General features: G+C 72.7%; 17 protein-coding genes, 1 tRNA gene and 1 other RNA gene. 12 read left to right on the forward strand and 7 right to left on the reverse strand.

Annotation, left to right across the window (positions count from 1 at the left end):
* Positions 1-8: 8 nt before the first annotated feature.
* From HDR73_RS06905 to aceE, 3 genes are all read right to left on the reverse strand, one after another.
* Positions 9-929, reverse strand: coding sequence for an ACP S-malonyltransferase (locus HDR73_RS06905; protein ID WP_012298968.1), 921 nt, complete (start codon positions 927-929; stop codon positions 9-11).
* Between the two features lie 94 nt (positions 930-1,023).
* Positions 1,024-2,298 carry a PucR family transcriptional regulator gene (locus HDR73_RS06910; protein WP_012298969.1) on the reverse strand — a complete coding sequence of 425 codons (1,275 nt, stop codon included), beginning with the start codon at positions 2,296-2,298 and terminating at the stop codon, positions 1,024-1,026.
* A gap of 16 nt (positions 2,299-2,314) precedes the next feature.
* Positions 2,315-5,041, reverse strand: a complete 2,727-nt coding sequence (gene aceE / locus HDR73_RS06915) for a pyruvate dehydrogenase (acetyl-transferring), homodimeric type (RefSeq protein WP_041464531.1) — start codon at positions 5,039-5,041, stop codon at positions 2,315-2,317.
* A gap of 239 nt (positions 5,042-5,280) precedes the next feature.
* Between aceE and HDR73_RS06920 the strand changes: the two genes are divergently transcribed.
* Positions 5,281-5,754 (forward strand): peroxiredoxin, encoded by a 474-nt coding sequence (locus tag HDR73_RS06920; RefSeq protein ID WP_041464532.1) that lies wholly within the window; start codon positions 5,281-5,283, stop codon positions 5,752-5,754.
* 24 nt (positions 5,755-5,778) lie between these two features.
* Here HDR73_RS06920 and HDR73_RS06925 read toward each other — a convergent pair whose 3' ends face one another.
* A complete protein-coding gene (locus HDR73_RS06925; RefSeq protein WP_012298972.1) occupies positions 5,779-6,468 on the reverse strand; it encodes a hypothetical protein in 690 nt (229 codons plus the stop codon).
* 91 nt (positions 6,469-6,559) lie between these two features.
* Here HDR73_RS06925 and HDR73_RS06930 point away from each other — a divergent pair.
* Positions 6,560-6,632 (forward strand) — tRNA-Val (locus HDR73_RS06930).
* A gap of 53 nt (positions 6,633-6,685) precedes the next feature.
* Here the strand turns inward: HDR73_RS06930 and HDR73_RS06935 are convergent.
* The gene (locus HDR73_RS06935; RefSeq protein ID WP_049791912.1) at positions 6,686-7,279 is read right to left on the reverse strand and encodes a TetR/AcrR family transcriptional regulator C-terminal domain-containing protein; all 594 of its coding nucleotides are present in this window, start codon (positions 7,277-7,279) and stop codon (positions 6,686-6,688) included.
* Between the two features lie 91 nt (positions 7,280-7,370).
* On the opposite strand from HDR73_RS06935, the gene HDR73_RS06940 reads away from it, so the two are divergent.
* From HDR73_RS06940 to rnpB, 7 genes are all read left to right on the forward strand, one after another.
* Positions 7,371-8,012: a biotin transporter BioY gene (locus HDR73_RS06940; protein ID WP_049791913.1), complete on the forward strand. Its 642-nt coding sequence runs from the start codon at positions 7,371-7,373 to the stop codon at positions 8,010-8,012.
* Positions 8,009-8,710, forward strand: coding sequence for an energy-coupling factor ABC transporter ATP-binding protein (locus HDR73_RS06945; RefSeq protein WP_012298975.1), 702 nt, complete (start codon positions 8,009-8,011; stop codon positions 8,708-8,710). Before HDR73_RS06940 ends, HDR73_RS06945 begins: the two co-directional genes overlap by 4 nt.
* The gene (locus tag HDR73_RS06950) at positions 8,707-9,318 is read left to right on the forward strand and encodes an energy-coupling factor transporter transmembrane component T family protein (RefSeq protein WP_012298976.1); all 612 of its coding nucleotides are present in this window, start codon (positions 8,707-8,709) and stop codon (positions 9,316-9,318) included. The genes HDR73_RS06945 and HDR73_RS06950 overlap by 4 nt, the downstream gene beginning before the upstream one ends.
* Positions 9,319-9,403: 85 nt before the next feature.
* Positions 9,404-9,595 carry a hypothetical protein gene (locus HDR73_RS06955; protein WP_012298977.1) on the forward strand — a complete coding sequence of 64 codons (192 nt, stop codon included), beginning with the start codon at positions 9,404-9,406 and terminating at the stop codon, positions 9,593-9,595.
* Positions 9,596-9,647: 52 nt separating this feature from the next.
* Entirely contained in the window at positions 9,648-10,475 is an 828-nt protein-coding gene (locus HDR73_RS06960; protein WP_012298978.1) for a Nif3-like dinuclear metal center hexameric protein, read from the forward strand.
* Between the two features lie 88 nt (positions 10,476-10,563).
* Complete coding sequence (locus tag HDR73_RS06965; protein ID WP_041464955.1) at positions 10,564-11,298, forward strand: zinc ribbon domain-containing protein; 735 nt, start codon at positions 10,564-10,566, stop codon at positions 11,296-11,298.
* Between the two features lie 46 nt (positions 11,299-11,344).
* Positions 11,345-11,726, forward strand: an RNA gene (gene rnpB / locus HDR73_RS06970) — RNase P RNA component class A.
* A 75-nt stretch (positions 11,727-11,801) separates the two neighbouring features.
* On the opposite strand, the gene ppgK is transcribed toward rnpB, so the two are convergent.
* Entirely contained in the window at positions 11,802-12,623 is an 822-nt protein-coding gene (gene ppgK / locus HDR73_RS06975) for a polyphosphate--glucose phosphotransferase (protein ID WP_012298980.1), read from the reverse strand.
* A 74-nt stretch (positions 12,624-12,697) separates the two neighbouring features.
* On the opposite strand from ppgK, the gene HDR73_RS06980 reads away from it, so the two are divergent.
* Positions 12,698-12,880, forward strand: coding sequence for a hypothetical protein (locus tag HDR73_RS06980; RefSeq protein WP_012298981.1), 183 nt, complete (start codon positions 12,698-12,700; stop codon positions 12,878-12,880).
* 9 nt (positions 12,881-12,889) lie between these two features.
* On the opposite strand, the gene panB is transcribed toward HDR73_RS06980, so the two are convergent.
* Positions 12,890-13,759: a 3-methyl-2-oxobutanoate hydroxymethyltransferase gene (panB, locus tag HDR73_RS06985; protein WP_012298982.1), complete on the reverse strand. Its 870-nt coding sequence runs from the start codon at positions 13,757-13,759 to the stop codon at positions 12,890-12,892.
* Between the two features lie 85 nt (positions 13,760-13,844).
* On the opposite strand from panB, the gene HDR73_RS06990 reads away from it, so the two are divergent.
* Together HDR73_RS06990 and HDR73_RS06995 are read left to right on the forward strand one after the other, a co-directional pair.
* Complete coding sequence (locus HDR73_RS06990; RefSeq protein ID WP_012298983.1) at positions 13,845-15,182, forward strand: glutamine synthetase family protein; 1,338 nt, start codon at positions 13,845-13,847, stop codon at positions 15,180-15,182.
* A gap of 58 nt (positions 15,183-15,240) precedes the next feature.
* Positions 15,241-18,261, forward strand: a complete 3,021-nt coding sequence (locus tag HDR73_RS06995) for a bifunctional [glutamine synthetase] adenylyltransferase/[glutamine synthetase]-adenylyl-L-tyrosine phosphorylase (RefSeq protein WP_012298984.1) — start codon at positions 15,241-15,243, stop codon at positions 18,259-18,261.
* Positions 18,262-18,267 lie beyond the last annotated feature (6 nt).

Raw genomic sequence — 18,267 nt, forward strand, 5'->3', positions numbered from 1 at the left:
AGGCGGGATCAGGCGTGCGCATCGAGCATGTCGATGGCCGCCGGGAGGTCGTCAGGGGTGGAGAGCGCGAGCGTCGGAAGGCCCTTGAGCCCGCGCTTGGCGAGGCCGGTGAGCGCGCCGGCGGGAGCCACCTCGATGAGGCCGGTGACGCCCGCGGCGGCGAACGCCTCCATGCAGAGGTCCCAGCGGACCGGGCTCGCCACCTGGCCCACGACGAGGTCGAGGTACGCGGCACCGGACTCGACGCGGCTGCCGTCGCGGTTGGTCCAGAAGGGGAAGCGCGGGTCACGGGGCGCGAGCGGGGCGACGGCCGCGCGCAGGGCGTCGACCGCGGGAGCCATGTGGTGCGTGTGGAACGCGCCCGCGACCTGGAGGGGGATGACGCGCGTGCCGCGGAGGGGCTCGGCCTGGAGCGCGGCGAGGGCCTCGGGAGCGCCGGCGACGACGATCTGGCCACCGCCGTTGAAGTTGGCCGGCTCGAGGTCCAGCTCGGCGAGGCGCGCGAGGACGGCGTCCTGGTCGCCGCCGACGACGGCGCTCATGCCCGTTCGGGTGATCGCGGCGGCCTCGGCCATCGCGTCGCCGCGGGTGCGCACGACGCGCATCGCCTCGTCGTCCGTCAGGATCCCCGCGCCAGCCGCAGCCGTGATCTCGCCGACCGAGTGGCCCGCGATGCCGGCCACGTACGCGTCCCGGCCGTCCGCGAGGAGCGCGTGCAGGGCGACGATCCCCGCCGCCACGATGAGCGGCTGCGCGACCGCGGTGTCGCGGATCGTGTCGGCGTCGGACGTGGTGCCGTGGGTGACGAGGTCGAGTCCCGCCGCCGCGCCCAGCTCGCCCAGCCGCCGCGCGTGCTCCGGGTGCTCGAGCCAGGGGGAGAGGAATCCGGGCTTCTGGGAGCCCTGGCCCGGGCAGACGACGATGATCATCCGTCCATCCTCCCGTCCTGAGGAGGGCGGGCCGGAGTCGGCCTCCTACAGAGGATCCGCCAGGACGTTGTTCCGATGCCACACGAGATGCCCGTCACCGCGCCGCCTGGCGCTTGGGCCGCGCGCGACCGGAGGCCTGCTGCTTGGGGACCGTGGTACCGGCCTCCGCGATGCTGCCGATGATGAGCGCGGCCTGGAGGATGAGCGCCTCGCGGGCGCCCGTCGCGTCCCAGCCGATGACGTCGGAGACGCGCTTCAGCCGGTAGCGCACCGTGTTGGGGTGCACGAACAGCTCGCGCGCGGTCGCCTCGAGGGACCGGCCGGTGTCGAGGTAGCACCACAGCGTGGCCAGCAGCTCGGTCGAGTGCGCCTGGAGCGGCTTGTAGATCCGGTTGATGAGCGTCGACCGGGCCAGCGGGTCGCCGGCGAGGGCGCGCTCCGGCAGGAGGTCGTCCGCGAGCGTCAGCCGCGGGGCATTGCGCCACGACCGGGCGACGGCGAACCCGGCGAGTGCCGCCCGCGCGCTGCGCGACGCCTCCACCAGGCTCGGCACCTCGTGGCCGAGGACGAGGTGGCCCGCGCCGAACCCCGGCTCCAGCTGCGTCGCGATCTCGAGGAAGGACACGGGGGGCGCCTCCGCCGCGGCGGCCTCAGGGTCGACGACCGCGGGGGACGCCCGTCCGATGACGAGGACCAGGCGGCTGCCCTGGACCCCGATGAGCACGTCCGCCTCCAGGTGCCGCGCCGTGCGGCGCAGCTGGTCGACGTCGAGCACCGCGGGCGCCGTGCCGACGAGCACGGACACCTCACCGTGGCCGTGCCAGCCGAGCGCGGCGATCCGCGACGGCAGCTCGTCGTCGTACTCGCCGGAGAGGATGCTGTCGACGACGAGCGCCTCCAGCCGGGCGTCCCACAGGCCACGGGCCTCGGCGGCACGCGCGTAGACGTCCGCCGCGGCGAACGCGATCTCGCGGGAGTACAGCAGGATCGCGTCGCGGACCGTGCGGTGCCGGTCGCGGACGCGGTCCTCCACGACCTCCACCGTGACGCGGATGAGCTGCAGCGTCTGCTGGAGGCTCACCGAGCGCAGGAGCTCGCGGGGCGCGGCGCCGAACACGTCGGCCGCAATCCAGGGGGTCGAGTCAGGATCGTCGTACCAGTGGATGAACGACGTGATGCCGGCCTGCGCGACGAGACCGACGGCGGACCGCCGCCCCGGCGGCATGTCGCCGTACCAGGGCAGCGTGTCCTCCAGCCGCTTGAGAGTCGCGCTCGCGAGCTCCCCCGAGAGGGACCGGAGCCACGTCAGCGTCTCCGCCTTCGTCTCCCCGGTCTCCACGTCGGTGTCGTGCCTGTCGCTCGGTGTCACGTCAGGTCGGCGCAGCTCACGCCTCGCCGCCGGCCGATCCGGTGGTGCCGGCGTTCACGTCGAGCAGGCGGTACTTGTCGATCGCCCACTTCGGCGCGTCCTGGTCGACCTTCCCCTGCTTCGCGAGGCGCTGCAGCGTCTTCACGACCATCGACGGACCGTCGATCGCGAAGAAGCGGCGGGCCGCCGGACGCGTGTCCGAGAAGCCGAAGCCGTCGGCGCCGAGCGTCGAGTAGTCGCCGGGGACGAACTGGCGGATCTGGTCGGGCACCGCATGCGAGAAGTCGGTGACCGCGACGAACGGGCCCTCGGCGTGGCGCAGCTTCTCCTCCAGGTACGGGACCCGGGTCTCGGAGTGCGGGTGGAGCATGTTGTGCTCCTCCGCGGCCAGGCCGTCGCGGCGCAGCTCGCCCCACGACGTGACGGACCAGACGTCGGCGGACACGCCCCAGTCGTCGGCCAGCAGCTGCTGTGCCTCGAGGGCCCACGGGACCGCGACGCCGGACGCCATGAGCTGCGCCTTCGGGCCGTCGACCCAGCCGTCCTTGAGCTTGTAGACGCCGCGGACGATGCCGTCCACGTCGACGCCCTCGGGCTCGCTCGGGTGGATGATCGGCTCGTTGTAGACCGTCAGGTAGTACATGACGTTCGGGTCCTCGTGCTGCCCGCCGTACATGCGCTCGAGGCCAGACCGCACAACGTGGCCGATCTCGTAGGCGTACGCCGGGTCGTAGGCGACGATCGCGGGATTCGTCTGCGCGAGGACGAGCGAGTGCCCGTCCGCGTGCTGGAGGCCCTCGCCGGTGAGCGTGGTGCGTCCCGCGGTGGCGCCGATGAGGAAGCCGCGCGCCATCTGGTCGCCCGCCGCCCAGATCGCGTCGCCCGTGCGCTGGAACCCGAACATCGAGTAGAAGACGTAGATCGGGATGAGCGGCTCGCCCTGCGTCGAGTACGTGGTGCCGAGGTTGGTGAACGCCGCCAGGGCGCCCGCCTCGTTGATGCCCACGTGCACGATCTGGCCCCGCGGGCTCTCCTTGTAGGAGAGCAGCAGCTCGCGGTCGACCGACGTGTAGTGCTGGCCGTTCGGGTTGTAGATCTTCGCCGTCGGGAAGAAGGCGTCGATGCCGAACGTGCGGGCCTCGTCCGGGATGATCGGGACGACGCGGTTGCCGAAGTCCTTCGAGCGGATGAGGTCCTTCAGCAGCCGGACGAACGCCATGGTCGTGGCGATCTCCTGCGTGCCGGAGCCCTTCTTGGAGATGCGGTACGCGGAGTCGTCCGGCAGCGTGATCGCCGTGTGCTTCGTGCGGCGCTCGGGCGAGTAGCCGCCGAGCGCGCGACGGCGCTCCTGCATGTACTGGATGGCCTCGTCGTTCTGACCGGGGTGGTAGTACGGCGGCAGGTACGGGTTCTTTTCGAGCTGCGCGTCCGTGATCGGCACGCGCAGCTCGTCGCGGAACTGCTTTAGGTTGTCGAGCGTGAGCTTCTTCATCTGGTGGGTCGCGTTGCGCCCCTCGAAGCTCGGGCCGAGACCGTAGCCCTTGACGGTCTTCGCGAGGATCACCGTGGGCTGACCGGTGTGCTCGCTCGCCGCCTTGAACGCCGCGTAGACCTTGCGGTAGTCGTGGCCACCGCGCTTGAGGTTCCAGATCTGGTCGTCGGTGTAGCCCTCGACGAGCTTCGCGGTGCGCTCGTCGCGCCCGAAGAAGTTCTCGCGAATGTAGGCGCCGCTCTCGGCCTTGTAGGTCTGGTAGTCGCCGTCGGGCGTGCGGTTCATCAGGTCGAGGAGCGCCCCCTCGGTGTCGCGGGCGAGCAGGTCGTCCCACTCGCGGCCCCAGACCACCTTGATGACGTTCCAGCCGGCACCGCGGAAGAAGCTCTCGAGTTCCTGGATGATCTTGCCGTTGCCGCGGACGGGGCCGTCGAGCCGCTGCAGGTTGCAGTTGATGACGAAGTTGAGATTGTCGAGCTTCTCGTTCGCTGCGACCTGGAGCTGGCCGCGGCTCTCGACCTCGTCCATCTCGCCGTCGCCGAGGAAGGCCCAGACCTGCTGGTCTGACGCGTCCTTGATCCCGCGGTTGGTGAGGTACTTGTTCGCCTGCGCCTGGTAGATCGCGTTGATCGGTCCGAGGCCCATCGAGACCGTGGGGAACTGCCAGAACTCCGGCATGAGCCGCGGGTGCGGGTACGAGGAGAGCCCGCCGCCCTCGTGGCTCTTCTCCTGGCGGAAGCCGTCGAGCTGGTGCTCGCTCAGGCGTCCCTCGAGGAAGGCGCGGGCGTAGGTGCCGGGGGAGGCGTGACCCTGCACGAAGACCTGGTCGCCGCCGCCCGGGTGGTCCTGGCCGCGGAAGAAGTGGTTGTAGCCGACCTCGTACAGGGCGGCCGAGGACGCGTACGTGGCGATGTGCCCGCCGACCGCGATGCCGGGGCGCTGTGCCCGGTGCACCGTGACGGCCGCGTTCCACCGGATCCACGCGCGGTAGCGGCGCTCAAGGTCCTCGTCGCCGGGGAAGTCGGGCTCGTTCTCCGGGGCGATGGTGTTGATGTAGTCCGTGGTCGGGACCATCGGCACACCCAGGTGCAGCTCCTTCGAGCGCTTGAGGAGGCTGAGCATGACGTCGCGCGCGCGACCCCGGCCCTGCGTCTCGACGAGCCCGTCGAGGGACTCGTTCCATTCGGCGGTCTCTTCCGGATCCTGATCGGTGTGGTTCACCGAGTACGGATCCTGGTCGTTGACAGTCACCCTCGACCTCTTCCTGTGGTGTGCAGACATCGTCTTCGGTGCCACGGGGCTCGAAGGGTGCGAGACCGCGCGTACGCCGAGGGCCAGCCTACCCATGCCGACCGACGGTCACGGACGACGGGCACGGTGCTCTGCGCGGGCGTCTCCCGCGTCGGCGCTGGACTTCGCGGGTGCCGGGCGTAGTGTGGCTCCTCGTGCCAGACAGGGGACATCTGTCGGCACGGAAGGATCCGCACCCCATGGCCCTGGCCAACGACACACAGGCTCCCGACTTCGAGCTCGCCAACCAGTTCGGCGAGCGGGTCCGGTTGAGCGAGTACCGCGGGCACCGCGCGGTCGCCCTCGTCTTCTTCCCCCTGGCCTTCTCCGGTACGTGCACCGGCGAGATGTGCCAGCTGGAGGAGAACCTCGGCCTCTTCGCCGACAGCCGCGTGGAGCTCATCGGCATCAGCGTCGACAGCAAGCACACGCTGCGCGCGTGGGCCGAGCAGCAGGGCATCGACTTCCAGCTGCTCGCCGACTTCTGGCCCCACGGCCAGGTGGCAAAGGAGTACGGCGTCTTCCTGGAGGGGAAGGGCTTCGCGAACCGCGCGACCTTCCTCATCGACACGCGCGGCATCATCCGCGGCAGCTTCATCACGGCACCCGGCGAGGCGCGCGAGCTCGAGGCGTACCGCACCGCCATCCGCGACCTGGCGCTCGTCCCGGCCTGATCGGCCCGGCGCCGACCGGCCCGGTCAGCTGAGGATGTTGACGGCCCGGGCGATCACGAGCGCGAGGATCACGAAGCCGGCGAACGCCTCGAGCGCCATGAGCGCCTTGGCGCGGTGGGACAGCGGCATGACGTCGGTGGGGCTGTAGGCCATCGAGTTCGTGAGCGAGAAGTACGCATAGTCGACGAAGCCCGGGACCCAGTCCGCGTGCTCCGACGAGCGGCGCGCGACCTCGGACACGGCGCCCGAGTCCTCGTCCTGCGGGAAGCGGAAGTCGGCCGGCGCGAGCGCGGCGCGAGCGTGGGTCCGGCGCGCCACGGGCCCGCCTCGATCGAGCTCCCAGAAGACGAGCGCGAAGGCGAGCAGGTTCGTCGCCCACACCTGCAGGGCCGTGAGCAGCAGCTCCGGTCCCGCCTCGGAGGCGTCGACCAGCGCAACGACCAGCACGACGAGGCTCACCTGGTTGGCGACCACGAGCAGACCGCCGAGCGCGAGGCCCAGGCCGCGCGACCACGGGGTCTCGCGGACGAAGCGACGCGGGTTCAGCGCGAGCAGCGGCACGAGCAGGCCGACGGCGATCACCGCCACCGTGATGCGGAGGCCCGTCGGGACCGCGGTGGGCGCGATCGCGTAGAGGACGACGGCGACGACGAGCCCGACGGCGGCGGGCCACCGGGGCTCCGCGACGGTCCGGCGGGAGGGATGGATGGGCACGGGGGAGAGGCTACGGCGCGCGCCCGGGATGCGGCCGGGACGCGCCGATGCGGTCGGCTAGCATGGCCGGGCGCCCGGCGAGCGGGCGCTGGGGCCCTTAGCTCAGTTGGTAGAGCGCCACGTTTACACCGTGGATGTCGTCGGTTCGAGCCCGGCAGGGCCCACCGCGAACGGGCGGTCACGTCCCGGACGATGCCGGACGCTCTGCGGCACGGGATCAGAGCCGGGTGCCGAGCCCCCGGACCAGCAGGTCGATCCCGAACGCGAAGTCGCCGGTGGGATCCTCCTCGCCGTCCCGGGCGGTCAGCAGGCCGAGGCGGTCGAGCTGGACGCGCTGCTGCTCGTGCACCACATGGCCGAGCACGAAGTGCAGGATCGCCGATGCCGCGCGAGCGCAGTCGGCCTCCCCGAGACCGCCGGCGGCGACGGCCGCGGACAGCGTGTCGCGGGCCGCCGACGCGCCGAGCCCCATCGCGGTGGTGCTGGCCACGACCTCCGCGCCGTCGCGGTGGGCGAGGAGCGCCGCCCGCAGGGTCGCCGCGGCGATCCGGACCCGCTCCCGCCAGTCCGGATGCCGAGGGGACCGACCCGTCGTCGCGGCCTGGGCCTCCGCGACGATGCGGTCGGCCAGCTCCGCGAGGAGGCTCTGCTTGTCCGGGAAGTGCCAGTAGAGGGCGCTCGGCTGCACGTCGAGGGCGGCGGCGAGGCGGCGCATCGTGAAGTCGGGGAGGCCGTGCTCGTCGAGGATCCGCAGGGCCGTGCGGGCGACGTCGTCACGCGTGTGCCGCCCCGTCGCATGCGCCCGTGCCATGCGCCCAATATAGTGAACGCCGTTCAGGTGGACGTCGTCCAGGTGGACGTCGTCCACGTCGGTGCCGGCCGCATCACGCAGAAGGAAGCCCATGCCCCCCTCCCGTTCCCTGCCCCGCAGCGCCGACCGTCGCACGCCCCTCGACGCCACCGACCTCGCTCGGGTCGCCGTGCTCGCCGCGGTCGTCGCAGTCCTCGGGCTCCCCGGGAGCATCAGCGTGCTCGGGGGCGTCCCCATCACCGCCCAGACGCTCGGCGTCATGCTCGCCGGAGCCGTCCTCGGGGCCCGCCTCGGTGCGCTCGCCCTGGCCGTCCTGCTCGCGCTCGTCGCGGTGGGGCTGCCGCTCCTCTCCGGCGGGACCGGCGGTCTCGGCGTCTTCCTCGGACCCTCCGGCGGCTACCTCGTGGGCTGGGTCCTCGGGGCCGCAGCGGTCGGGTGGATCGTGCACCTCGGCGGTCGGCGGCCTACCGCCGTGCGCACCGCGGTGGCCATGGTGGTCGGCGGGATCGTCGTCATCTACGCGGTCGGGATCCCCGTGCAGAGCCTCGTGACGCGCCTGCCGCTGACCGAGACCGCGTTCACCAGCCTCGTCTTCCTCCCGGGCGACCTCGTCAAGGCGGCCATCGCCACGGCCATCGTGATGACGCTGGTGCGCGGCTACCCCCGTGCCTTCCGTCGCGCGTCCGGCTGGAGGCCGGCACGGGAGGACGCGGTCTCGGCGCCCGTACGGTGACCGCGGCCGAGGGGATCGACCCGCACCTGCGCCTCGCCGGTGTCGACGTGCGCCTCGGGGACGTCGATGCGCTCCGGGACGTCACGCTCGACGTGGGCGCGCGCACCCTCGCCGTCATCGGCGAGAACGGCTCGGGCAAGAGCACGTTCGCCCGGTTGGTCGGGGGCCTCGTCGCGCGCACGACGGGGGAGGCGCGCGTGCTGGGCATCGATCCCGACCGCGGATCCCGCGAGCTGAGACGACGCGTGGCCCTCGTCTTCAGCAACCCGGACGCCCAGATCGTCATGCCCACCGTGGCCGAGGACGTCGCCTTCTCCCTGCGGCCGGAGCGCCTGTCCCGCGCCGAGTCGGACGCGCGGGTCGCCGAGGCCCTCCGTCGACTCGGGATCCAGCACCTCGCCGACCGCTCGTCGCACGAGCTGTCCGGCGGGCAGAAGCAGCTGCTCGCCTTGGCGGGCGCCTTCGTCCGGCGACCGGAGCTGGTCGTCGCCGACGAGCCCACGGCGTACCTCGACGCCCGGAACGCCCGCCGCGTCGCCGACCACCTGTTCGAGGACGGCCACCGGCTCGTGCTCGTCACCCATGACCTCGCCGCCGCCGCCCGGTGCGACGCCGCCGTCCTCTTCGCCGGCGGCCGCCTGGTCCGCACGGGCGCACCGGCCGCCGTCATCGCCGAGTACGAGGCGATGCTCGGGTGACGCCCGCCGACCCGCGACGTCCCGGCCGCCTCGAGCGCATGCCGGCCGGACCCGAGCTGGTCCTGCTCATGGTCGTCGTGCTCGGCGTCTCGGTACTGCCCTCCACGTGGTGGGGCGCGGGCATCGCGGTCCCCGTGCCGGTCATCGCGTACGCGGCCGCGCAGCTCGGCGACGGCTGCATGGGCCTCCGACGCCTCGCAGGACAGGTGAGGGCCGTGCGGTGGGTGATGCTCTTCACGCTCGTCAGCCAGATCGTCCTGCTCGGGCCGGAGCCCGCGGTGGCGAACACCGCGCGCGTCACGGCGGCGATCACCGTGGCCGGCCTGCTCGTCCTCACGACCTCCATGACCGCTCTCCTCGACAGCATCGAGCGCGGGCTGGTCCCGCTGCGGCGGCTCGGCGTCGACACGGAGCGGATCGCGCTGCTCCTCACGGTCACCGCCGGCACCGTGCCGGTCCTCGGACGCCTGGCGGGGGACGTCCGGGAGGCCCAGCGGGCGCGGGGAGCACGCCCGGGCCTCCGCACCTTCGTCGTCCCCTTTCTCGTCGTCGCCCTCAAGCACGCGGACCAGCTCGGCGACGCGCTCACCGCCCGCGGGGTCAGATGAGAGGCCGAGCGGCAGCGGCCCGATCGCGATGTCCGCGGGCAGCGCGGGCCGGGTCGCCGCGGGCGTGTCGCGGTAGCATCCACCCATGAGCTCCGACACGGCCGACGACGCCGCCGCCTGGTCGGTCGTCGACGCCGCGACGCACGGGTCGAGCGAACGACGCGGATCGGCCCAGCGGAGCCTCTGGCCCCTCGAGCCCCTCGTCCCGTCGCCGGGCATCGCGTCCGACGTGCCGGAGGACGACGACGCCCCTCGCCGCGGCACCCGCCGACGCTGATCCGCGCGCGGCCCGTGGCGGGCCGCAGTCGCCCCTTCGTTACGATGGCCAGGTGATCCCCACCCTCGCCGACGTCGTCCGGGTCGTCGAGGACGCGTGGCCGCCCGCCGGCGCCTCCGAGTGGGACGCCTCCGGCCTCGTCTCAGGCGATCCGCGCCGATCGGTCCGCCGCATCCATCTCGCCGTCGACGCCGTGCGGGCGACGGTGGACGAGGCCGTCGCCGCCGACGCCGACCTGCTCCTCGTGCACCACCCGCTGCTCCTCCGCGGCGTCACCACCGTCGCCGAGACCGGCTACAAGGGGGCGCTCCTCGCCGACCTGATCCGGGCCGGCTGCGCCCTGCACGCATCCCACACCACGGCCGACGTCGTCGAGGACGGCACATCGGGACGTCTCGCCGCCCTCCTCGGACTCGTGCCCGGGACGATCCGACCGCTCGATCCAGCCCCGGGCGGCGTGCTGGGCATCGGCCGCGTCGGCGACCTGCCCGCGCCGACGACGCTCGGCCGACTCGCCGGGGAGCTGGCGCGGATCCTGCCGCCCACGGCGACGGGGATCCGCGTCGCCGGGCCCTACGACGCGCCGGTCACCCGCGTGGCCCTCTGCGGGGGAGCCGGGGACTCGCTGCTCGCCGCGCCCGAGGTGGTCACCGCCGACGTCTACATCACGTCCGACCTCCGGCACCACCCGGCCAGCGAGGCGCGCGAGTCCGCCGCCCTCCACGGCGGCACGCCGTACCTCATCGACACCTCCCACTGGGCGAGCGAGTGGCTGTGGCTCGACCAGGCCGCGGACACGCTGCGATCGGCGCTGCCCGAGGTCGAGGTCACCGTCAGCGACATCCGCACCGACCCCTGGGACTTCGCCGTCATGCAGTGACCGGCAGCCGCGCGGACCGGTCCGCGCATCCACGACACGCATCGCGTGCCCGCCTATGCAGGCGGAGCAGCACCACGAGAGGGAGAGCATGAAAGCCGATCCGAGCATCCAGAAGGAGCTCCTCGACCTGCAGGAGATCGACACCCGGCTCACGCACCTCACGCGCCAGCTCGCGCAGCTCCCGCAGCTGAAGGAGGTCGACGCGCTGCAGCGGGAGATGGAGCTCGTCCGCCGTCGGCTCGGGGAGCGGACCGGCGTCGTCGAGGATGCCCGGACGGAGCTCGCCCGCATCGAGTCCGACGTCGCCGTCGTGCAGGCCCGGATGGACCGCGATCGCACGCGAATCGAGGCGGGCGGCAGCTCCAAGGACGTCCAGGCGCTGGAGCGCGAGCTGGAGTCGCTGCTGCGCCGCCGCGACACGCTCGAGGAGGTGCAGCTCGAGGTCATGCAGCGGCTCGAGGAGGCCCAGGCCGCGCAGGCCGAGGTCGTGGTCGAACGCGACGCCCTCGCCGAGCGCCTCGCCGCCGTGGAGGCGGAGCGCGACGCCGCCGCCGTGGAGCTGCGGGTCCAGGCCGAGCAGGCGAAGAAGGACCGGGACGCGCTCGCCCCGCGGTTCCCCGAGGACCTCCTCGCCCTCTACGAGAAGCAGCGTGCGCGGTACGGCGTCGGCGCCGCGATGCTGCACCGCGGCATCTCCCTCGGCAGCAACATCGCCCTGCACCAGAGCGACCTGGACGCGCTGCGCAAGCGCGCGCCCGACGACGTGGTGATCGATCCCGAGAGCAACGCGATCCTCGTGCGCACGGACGAGTCCGGCCTCTAGCGGGAGCGCCGGCGGGGAGCGCCTGCCCTAGACTCGTCCCCGCGGATGGGTCGGCAAGACGGTCGCGCCGCGGAGGATCCCGAGAGGGGGAGACCGCGTCGAGGAACGTCCGGGCTCCGCAGAGCAGGGCGGTGGGTAACACCCACCCGGGGCGACCCGCGAGACAGTGCAACAGAGAGCAGACCGCCCGTCGCGGAAGCGGCGGGTGAGGGTGAAACGGCGGTGTAAGAGACCACCAGCGGCCCGAGTGATCGGGTCGGCTATGCAAACCTCGCCCGGAGCAAGGTCGAACAGGGGACGCACAGGCTGCTCGTCCAGTCCCCGGGTAGACCGCTGGAGGGCTGCGGTGACGCAGCTCCGAGATAGATGGCCGTCCATGGTGCCGCGAGGCACCGGGACAGAACCCGGCGTATCAGCCGGCCCATCCGCATCCCGCGCATCACGACGGAGCGGCCGGATCCCTTGTGGATCCGGCCGCTCGGTCGTGCGGCGTGCGCCGCCGGTCAGTCCTCGGGCTTCGTCTTGTCGACGAGGTCGAACGCCGGCGCGTGCGTGACGGCGCCCGCCGCGTGCGCGGCCAGGGCCGCCGCGCCCATGATCCCGGCGTTGTTGCGCAGCTCCGCGGGCACGATGGGCGTGCGCAGGCGCAGCAGCGGCAGGAAGTGCTTGTGGTTCTTGGAGACGCCGCCGCCGACGATGAACAGCTCCGGCCACATCAGCTTCTCGAGCTGGCCGTAGTACACCTGCAGCCGCGCGGCCCAGCGCTTCCAGTTGAGGTGCGCGCGCTCCTTGGCGGCGTACGACGCGCGGCGCTCGAAGTCGCGCCGGCCCGCGACGTCCATGTGGCCGAGCTCGGCGTTCGGGATGAGGACGCCGTCGTGGATCAGGGCCGTGCCGATGCCCGTGCCGAGCGTCGTCATGATGACGAGACCGCGCACGTCCTTGGCGGCGCCGTAGCGGGCCTCCGCGTAGCCGGCCGCATCCGCGTCGTTGACGAACGTGATCCCGAGGCCCAGGCGCTCCTCGAAGAGCTTCTCGGCCTCGAGGCCGATCCAGCTGGGGGAGACGTTGGCGGCCGACATCGTCGTCCCGTGGACGATGGCCGCGGGGAAGCACACCCCGAGCGGCGTGCCGGCGGGGACCTCGCCGAGCGCGTCGATGATCTGCTCCACGGTCGCGACGATGTCGTCCGGCTCGCCCCCCTGGGGCGTGGGCAGCTTGACGCGCTCGCTGCACAGCTCGCCGGTCGCGACGTCCACGATGGCGCCCTTGATGCCGGTCCCGCCGATGTCGATGCCGATTGCCGTCGTCGCGTCGTCGCTCATGGAAGCGACCCTACCGGCTCGCCCGACCCGACCCGGCCTCCGGGCGCGGGGCGGACGGGCCTAGCATCGGCAGCATGAGCGACAGCGACGAGCAGTACTGGTACGACGACCGCACGGGCGAGGTGGAGAAGGGGATGCTGTCCCCGGCAGCCCACCGGATCGGCCCGTTCGCCACGGCGGAGGAGGCGGCGAAGGCGCCGCAGCGGCTGCGCGAGCGCGCCGAGAAGTGGGCCGCGGAGGAACGCGACGACGACTGATCCTCCGGGTCAGTCGGAGTAGCTCTCCGCCGCTGAGGGGAAGTCGCCGGACAGGACGTCATCGCGGTAGCGGGTCGCCGCGTCCAGCAGCACGGCGCGCATGTCCGCGTAGCGACGGACGAAGCGCGGCACGCGGCCCGAGGTGAGCCCGGCGAAGTCGGTCCACACGAGGATCTGGCCGTCGGTGCCGTTCCCCGCGCCGATCCCGATGGTGGGGATGCGCAGCTCCTCGGTCACGCGCCGCGCGACCTGCTCGGGCACCATCTCGAGCACCACGGCGAAGGCGCCCGCGTCCTCGACGGCGTGCGCGTCGGCCAGAAGCGCCTCGGCGGCGTCGCCGCGTCCCTGGATGATGTGGCCGCCGAGCCCGTGCTCGCTCTGCGGCGTGAACCCGATGTGCCCCATCACCGGGATTCCCGACGAGACGACGCGCCGGATCTGCTCGGCGCTCCGCACGCCGCCCTCGAGCTTCACGGCGTGGGCGCGGGCCTCCTTCATGAAGCGCACCGAGGTGGCGAGCGCCTGGTCCGGCCCGGACTCGTAGGAGCCGAACGGCAGGTCGGCGACCACGAGGGCCCGGGCGGCAGACGACGCGACGGCGCGCGCGAGCGGGATCAGCTCGTCCACCGTGACGGGCACGGTCGTGTCGTAGCCGAGCACGGTGTTGCCGGCCGAGTCGCCGACGAGCAGGAAGTCGATGCCGGCCTCGTCGAAGACGCCGGCGGTGAGCATGTCGTAGCTGGTGAGCCCGGTGATCCTGATGCCCTGCTCCTTGGCCCGGGCGAAGTGCCGGATCCGCACCCGCTTGGGCGGACCGGCGGGCTCGGTCGAGAGGCGGGCGGGTTCGGGCGGGGTGACGGCAGCGTCGGGGCTCTGCATGCCCCGGAGTCTACGGCGGGCCCCGCGCGCGCTCGGTCCGACCCCTGGTCAGCCGGTAGGTTGGACTCCGACGAGAGGGTGGTGGATGGACAAGCAGCGTGACTTCGTCCTGCGGACGATCGAGGAGCGCGGGATCAAGTTCGTGCGCCTTTGGTTCACCGACGTGACCGGCACCCTGAAGTCGGTGGCGATCGCCCCGGCCGAGGTCGAGGGCGCGTTCGCGGAGGGCCTCGGGTTCGACGGCTCGGCCATCGAGGGCCTCACCCGCTCGTACGAGGCCGACATGCTGGCCCACCCGGATCCGACGACGTTCCAGATCCTCCCGTGGCGCGGCGAGATCGACCCGACCGCGCGCATGTTCTGCGACATCTCGACGCCCGACGGGCAGCCGGCCATCGCGGATCCCCGCAACGTCCTGAAGCGCACCCTGGAGAAGGCGGCCGACCGCGGCTTCACCTTCTACACGCACCCCGAGATCGAGTTCTACCTGCTCGAGTCCAGCGAGTTCGGCGTCGACGGTCCGGAGCCCGTGGACGCGGCCGGCTACTTCGACAACGTCCCCGGCGGCACCGCGCACGACTTCCGCCGCCGTTCCGTCCGCATGCTGGAGGACCTCGGCATCTCGGTCGAGTTCAGTCACCACGAGGCGGGCCCCGGCCAGAACGAGATCGACCTCCGGTACGCAGACGCGCTCACTACCGCGGACAACATCATGACGTTCCGCACGGTCATCAAGGAGGTGGCCATCGAGCAGGGCGTCTACGCGACGTTCATGCCGAAGCCCCTCGCGGCGCACCCCGGCAGCGGCATGCACACGCACATGTCGCTCTTCGAGGGCGACGTCAACGCGTTCTACGCGTCCGGCGCCGAGTACCAGCTGTCCACCATCGGCCGGCAGTTCATCGCGGGCCTGCTCCGGCACGCTCCCGAGATCACGGCCGTCACGAACCAGTTCGTGAACTCCTACAAGCGGCTCTGGGGCGGCGGCGAGGCGCCGAGCTTCGTCACCTGGGGCCACAACAACCGGTCCGCGCTCGTGCGCGTTCCGCTGTACAAGCCCAACAAGGGCAACAGCTCGCGCGTCGAATACCGCGCCATCGACTCCGCGGCCAACCCGTACCTCTCGTTCTCGCTCATGCTGGCCGCCGGGCTCAAGGGCATCGAGGAGGGCTACGAGCTCCCCGCCGAGGCCGAGGACAACGTCTGGACGCTGAGCGACGCCGAGCGACGCGCCCTCGGCTACGCCCCGCTCCCGTCGAGCCTCGACCACGCGATCCAGCTCATGGAGCGCTCCGAGCTCGTCGCCGAGACGCTGGGGGAGCAGGTCTTCAACTACGTCCTGCTCAACAAGCGGCAGGAGTGGCGCGACTACCGGGCGCAGGTGACGCCGTACGAGCTGCGCTCCAACCTCGAGATGCTCTGATCCGGATCCCCGGCAGGAGCACCGCGAACGACATCCGACGACGAGGCCGGGGCGAGCCATGAGACGTGGGCAGACGCTGCTCGGAGCGCTGGCGCGCGCGGGCTTCGCGCGGCTGAGCGAGGTCGGCGAGGCCCTCGAGGAGGCCGCGGAGCTGTCCGGGTGGGCGGAGGCCGAACTGGTCGAGGCGCTGCACTCGAGCGCGGATCCGGACGGCGCCCTTGACGCGCTCGTGCGACTGCTGCGTGAGGATCCCGAGCGCACGCGGGCCGTGCTGGCCGACGCCGACGCCCGTCACCGGCTGGCGCGGGTCCTCGGCTCCTCACGCGGCCTCGGGGAGTTCCTCACGCGCCACACCGACGAGCTCGACGCCTTCGCGCGTCCGCTGGAGGCGACTCCCGCGCCCGCCGATGTGCGGGATCGCATGCTGGACGCGGTGCGCGCGGTCGACGGCGTGGCGGGGCTCACCGGTCCCTCCGCGCGCTCGGCCCTGCGGGTCCGCTACCGCGCCCTCGTCGCCCGCGTGGCGGCCTGGGACCTCGTGCACCCGGATCCGCTGGCGGCCGTGCGTCCCGTGACGGCCGCCCTGGCCGACCTCGCGGGCGCGGCCCTCGAGGCCTCGCTCTCCGTCGCCCGCGCCGAGCTGTCCGCCGCCGGGACCTTCGGCCGCGCGCGACCGGACGAGATCGCCGCGACGCGCCTGGCGATCATCGGCATGGGCAAGGCCGGCGCCCGCGAGCTCAACTACGTCAGCGACGTCGACGTCATCTTCGTGGCCGAGGCCGCGACCGACGCGGAGGGAGAGCCGGTCATCGAACCGGCCCGCGCGGTCGAGCTCGCGACGCGTCTCGCCGTGCTGGCCATGCGCGGCATCGACGAGCACGAGATCGAGCCGGCCCTCTGGGAGGTCGACGCCAACCTCCGCCCGGAGGGGAAGGCCGGCGCGCTTGTCCGCACGCTCGACTCGCACCTCGCGTACTACGAGCGGTGGGCCAAGGACTGGGAGTTCCAGGCGCTGCTCAAGGCGCGGCCGCTCGCGGGCGACGCGGAGCTCGGGGGGCGCTTCGCCGACGCCGTCGCCCCGCTCGTCTGGTCGAGCGCATCCCGCGAGGGCTTCGTCGGCCAGGTGCAGCGGATGCGCACGCGCGTCACCGACAACATCCCCGCCGACCAGCTGCACCAGCAGATCAAGCTCGGGCCAGGCGGGATCCGCGACATCGAGTTCACGGTGCAGCTCCTCCAGCTCGTGCACGGGCAGGGCGACGAGGCCGTCCGGGATTGCAGCACGCTGGCCGCGCTCGTTGCCCTCGCGGACGCCGGCTACATCGGCCGCACGGAAGCTGGCGAGTTCGCGAAGGACTACAGGTACCTCCGCCTCCTGGAGCACCGCCTGCAGCTCGATCAGCTGCGTCGCACGCACCTGATGCCCACCGAGGAGGAACGGCTGCGCATCCTCGCCCGCAGCACGGGCCTCGACGGGCGCGCCGAGGAGCTCACGGCGCGCTGGACCGCCACGAAGACGGCCGTCCGGACGCTGCACGAGCGCCTCTTCTACCGGCCGCTCCTCGCCGCGGTGGCGTCGCTCCCCGAGGAGTCGCTCGCGCTCACCAGCGACCAGGCCGCCGCGCGTCTCTCCGCCATCGGCTTCGTCGACGCGCGCGGCGCCCTCGCGCACATCCGGGCGCTGACACAGGGGGTATCGCGCAGCTCCGCCATCCAGCGCCACCTGCTCCCCGTCCTGCTGCAGTGGTTCGCCGACGGCCCGGATCCCGACCACGGGCTGCTCGCGTTCCGCCGCCTCAGCGAGGCGCTGGGGCAGTCGAACTGGTTCCTCCGGATGCTCCGGGACTCGGCGGGCGCCGCGCAGCGCCTCGCGCAGGTGCTCTCGGGCTCCCGCTTCGTCTCGGAGCTGCTCGACCGCGTCCCCGAGACCGCGGCGTGGTTGGCGCGCGACGAGGACCTGCGCCCGCGCACCTGGGCGGCCCTCGAGGAGGAGGCCGTCGCCACCGTCAACCGGCACCCCACCGCCGATGCCGCAGCGGCCGCGCTGCGCACCCTCCGCCGCCGGGAGGTGCTCCGCCTCGCCATCGGCGCCATCGTGGGCGTCACGCACGTGGAGACGCTCGGGCCGTCCCTGGCCGACATCACCACGGCGACGCTCCGCGGCGTGATGCGCGCCATCCGCCGCGAGGACGGCCCCTGGCCCGAGTTCGCCGTGGTCGCCATGGGGCGCTACGGCGGTGCCGAGCTCGGCTTCGGATCCGATGCCGACGTCATGTACGTCTTCCGCCCGATCGCGGGCATGGATCCCGAGCTCGCCCAGCGGCGCGCCCAGCTCATCGTCTCCGAGCTGACGCGCCTCACGGAGGACTCACGCCTCCCGCTCGACCTCGACACCGGCCTGCGGCCCGAGGGACGCAACGGGCCCGTCGTGCGTTCGTTCGCCTCCTACCGCGCGTACTACGAGCGCTGGTCGCTCACGTGGGAGGCGCAGGCCCTGCTCCGCGCCCGTGGCGTCGTCGGCGACAGCGGCCTCATCGCCGACTTCACCTCCCTCGCCGACCGCTTCCGCTATCCGGACGGGATCGGCGATGCGGACGTGCGCGAGATCAAGCGCATCAAGGCCCGCGTCGAGAACGAGCGGCTCCCTCAGGGCGCCGATCCCACGCGGCACCTGAAGCTCGGTCGCGGTTCGCTCAGCGACGTGGAGTGGCTGGTGCAGCTCATCCAGCTGCAGCACGCGCACGAGCACCCGGCCCTGCGGACGCCGACCACGCTCGGGGCGCTGGAGGCCGCCGTCGCGTCGCACCTCGTGACGGAGGACGACGCCGCGCGCCTCCGCGACGCCTGGCTCCTCGCGTCCCGGGTCCGTTCCGCCATGACGCTCTGGACCAACCGCACGGCCGACGTCCTCCCGGCCGATCGAGCCGCGCTCGACGCGATAGCGCGGCTCCTCGAGTACCCGCCCGGGTCCGCGTGCGTGCTCGAGGAGGAGTACCTCGGCGTCACGCGACGTTCGCGCGCGGTCTTCGAGCGGCTGTTCTACGGGATCGACGACCGGCCGGACCCGCGCAGCGTCTGACCCGCG

It is taken from the genome of Clavibacter sp. (genome assembly GCF_014802555.1).
GTDB classification, from domain to species: Bacteria; Actinomycetota; Actinomycetes; order Actinomycetales; family Microbacteriaceae; genus Clavibacter; species Clavibacter sepedonicus.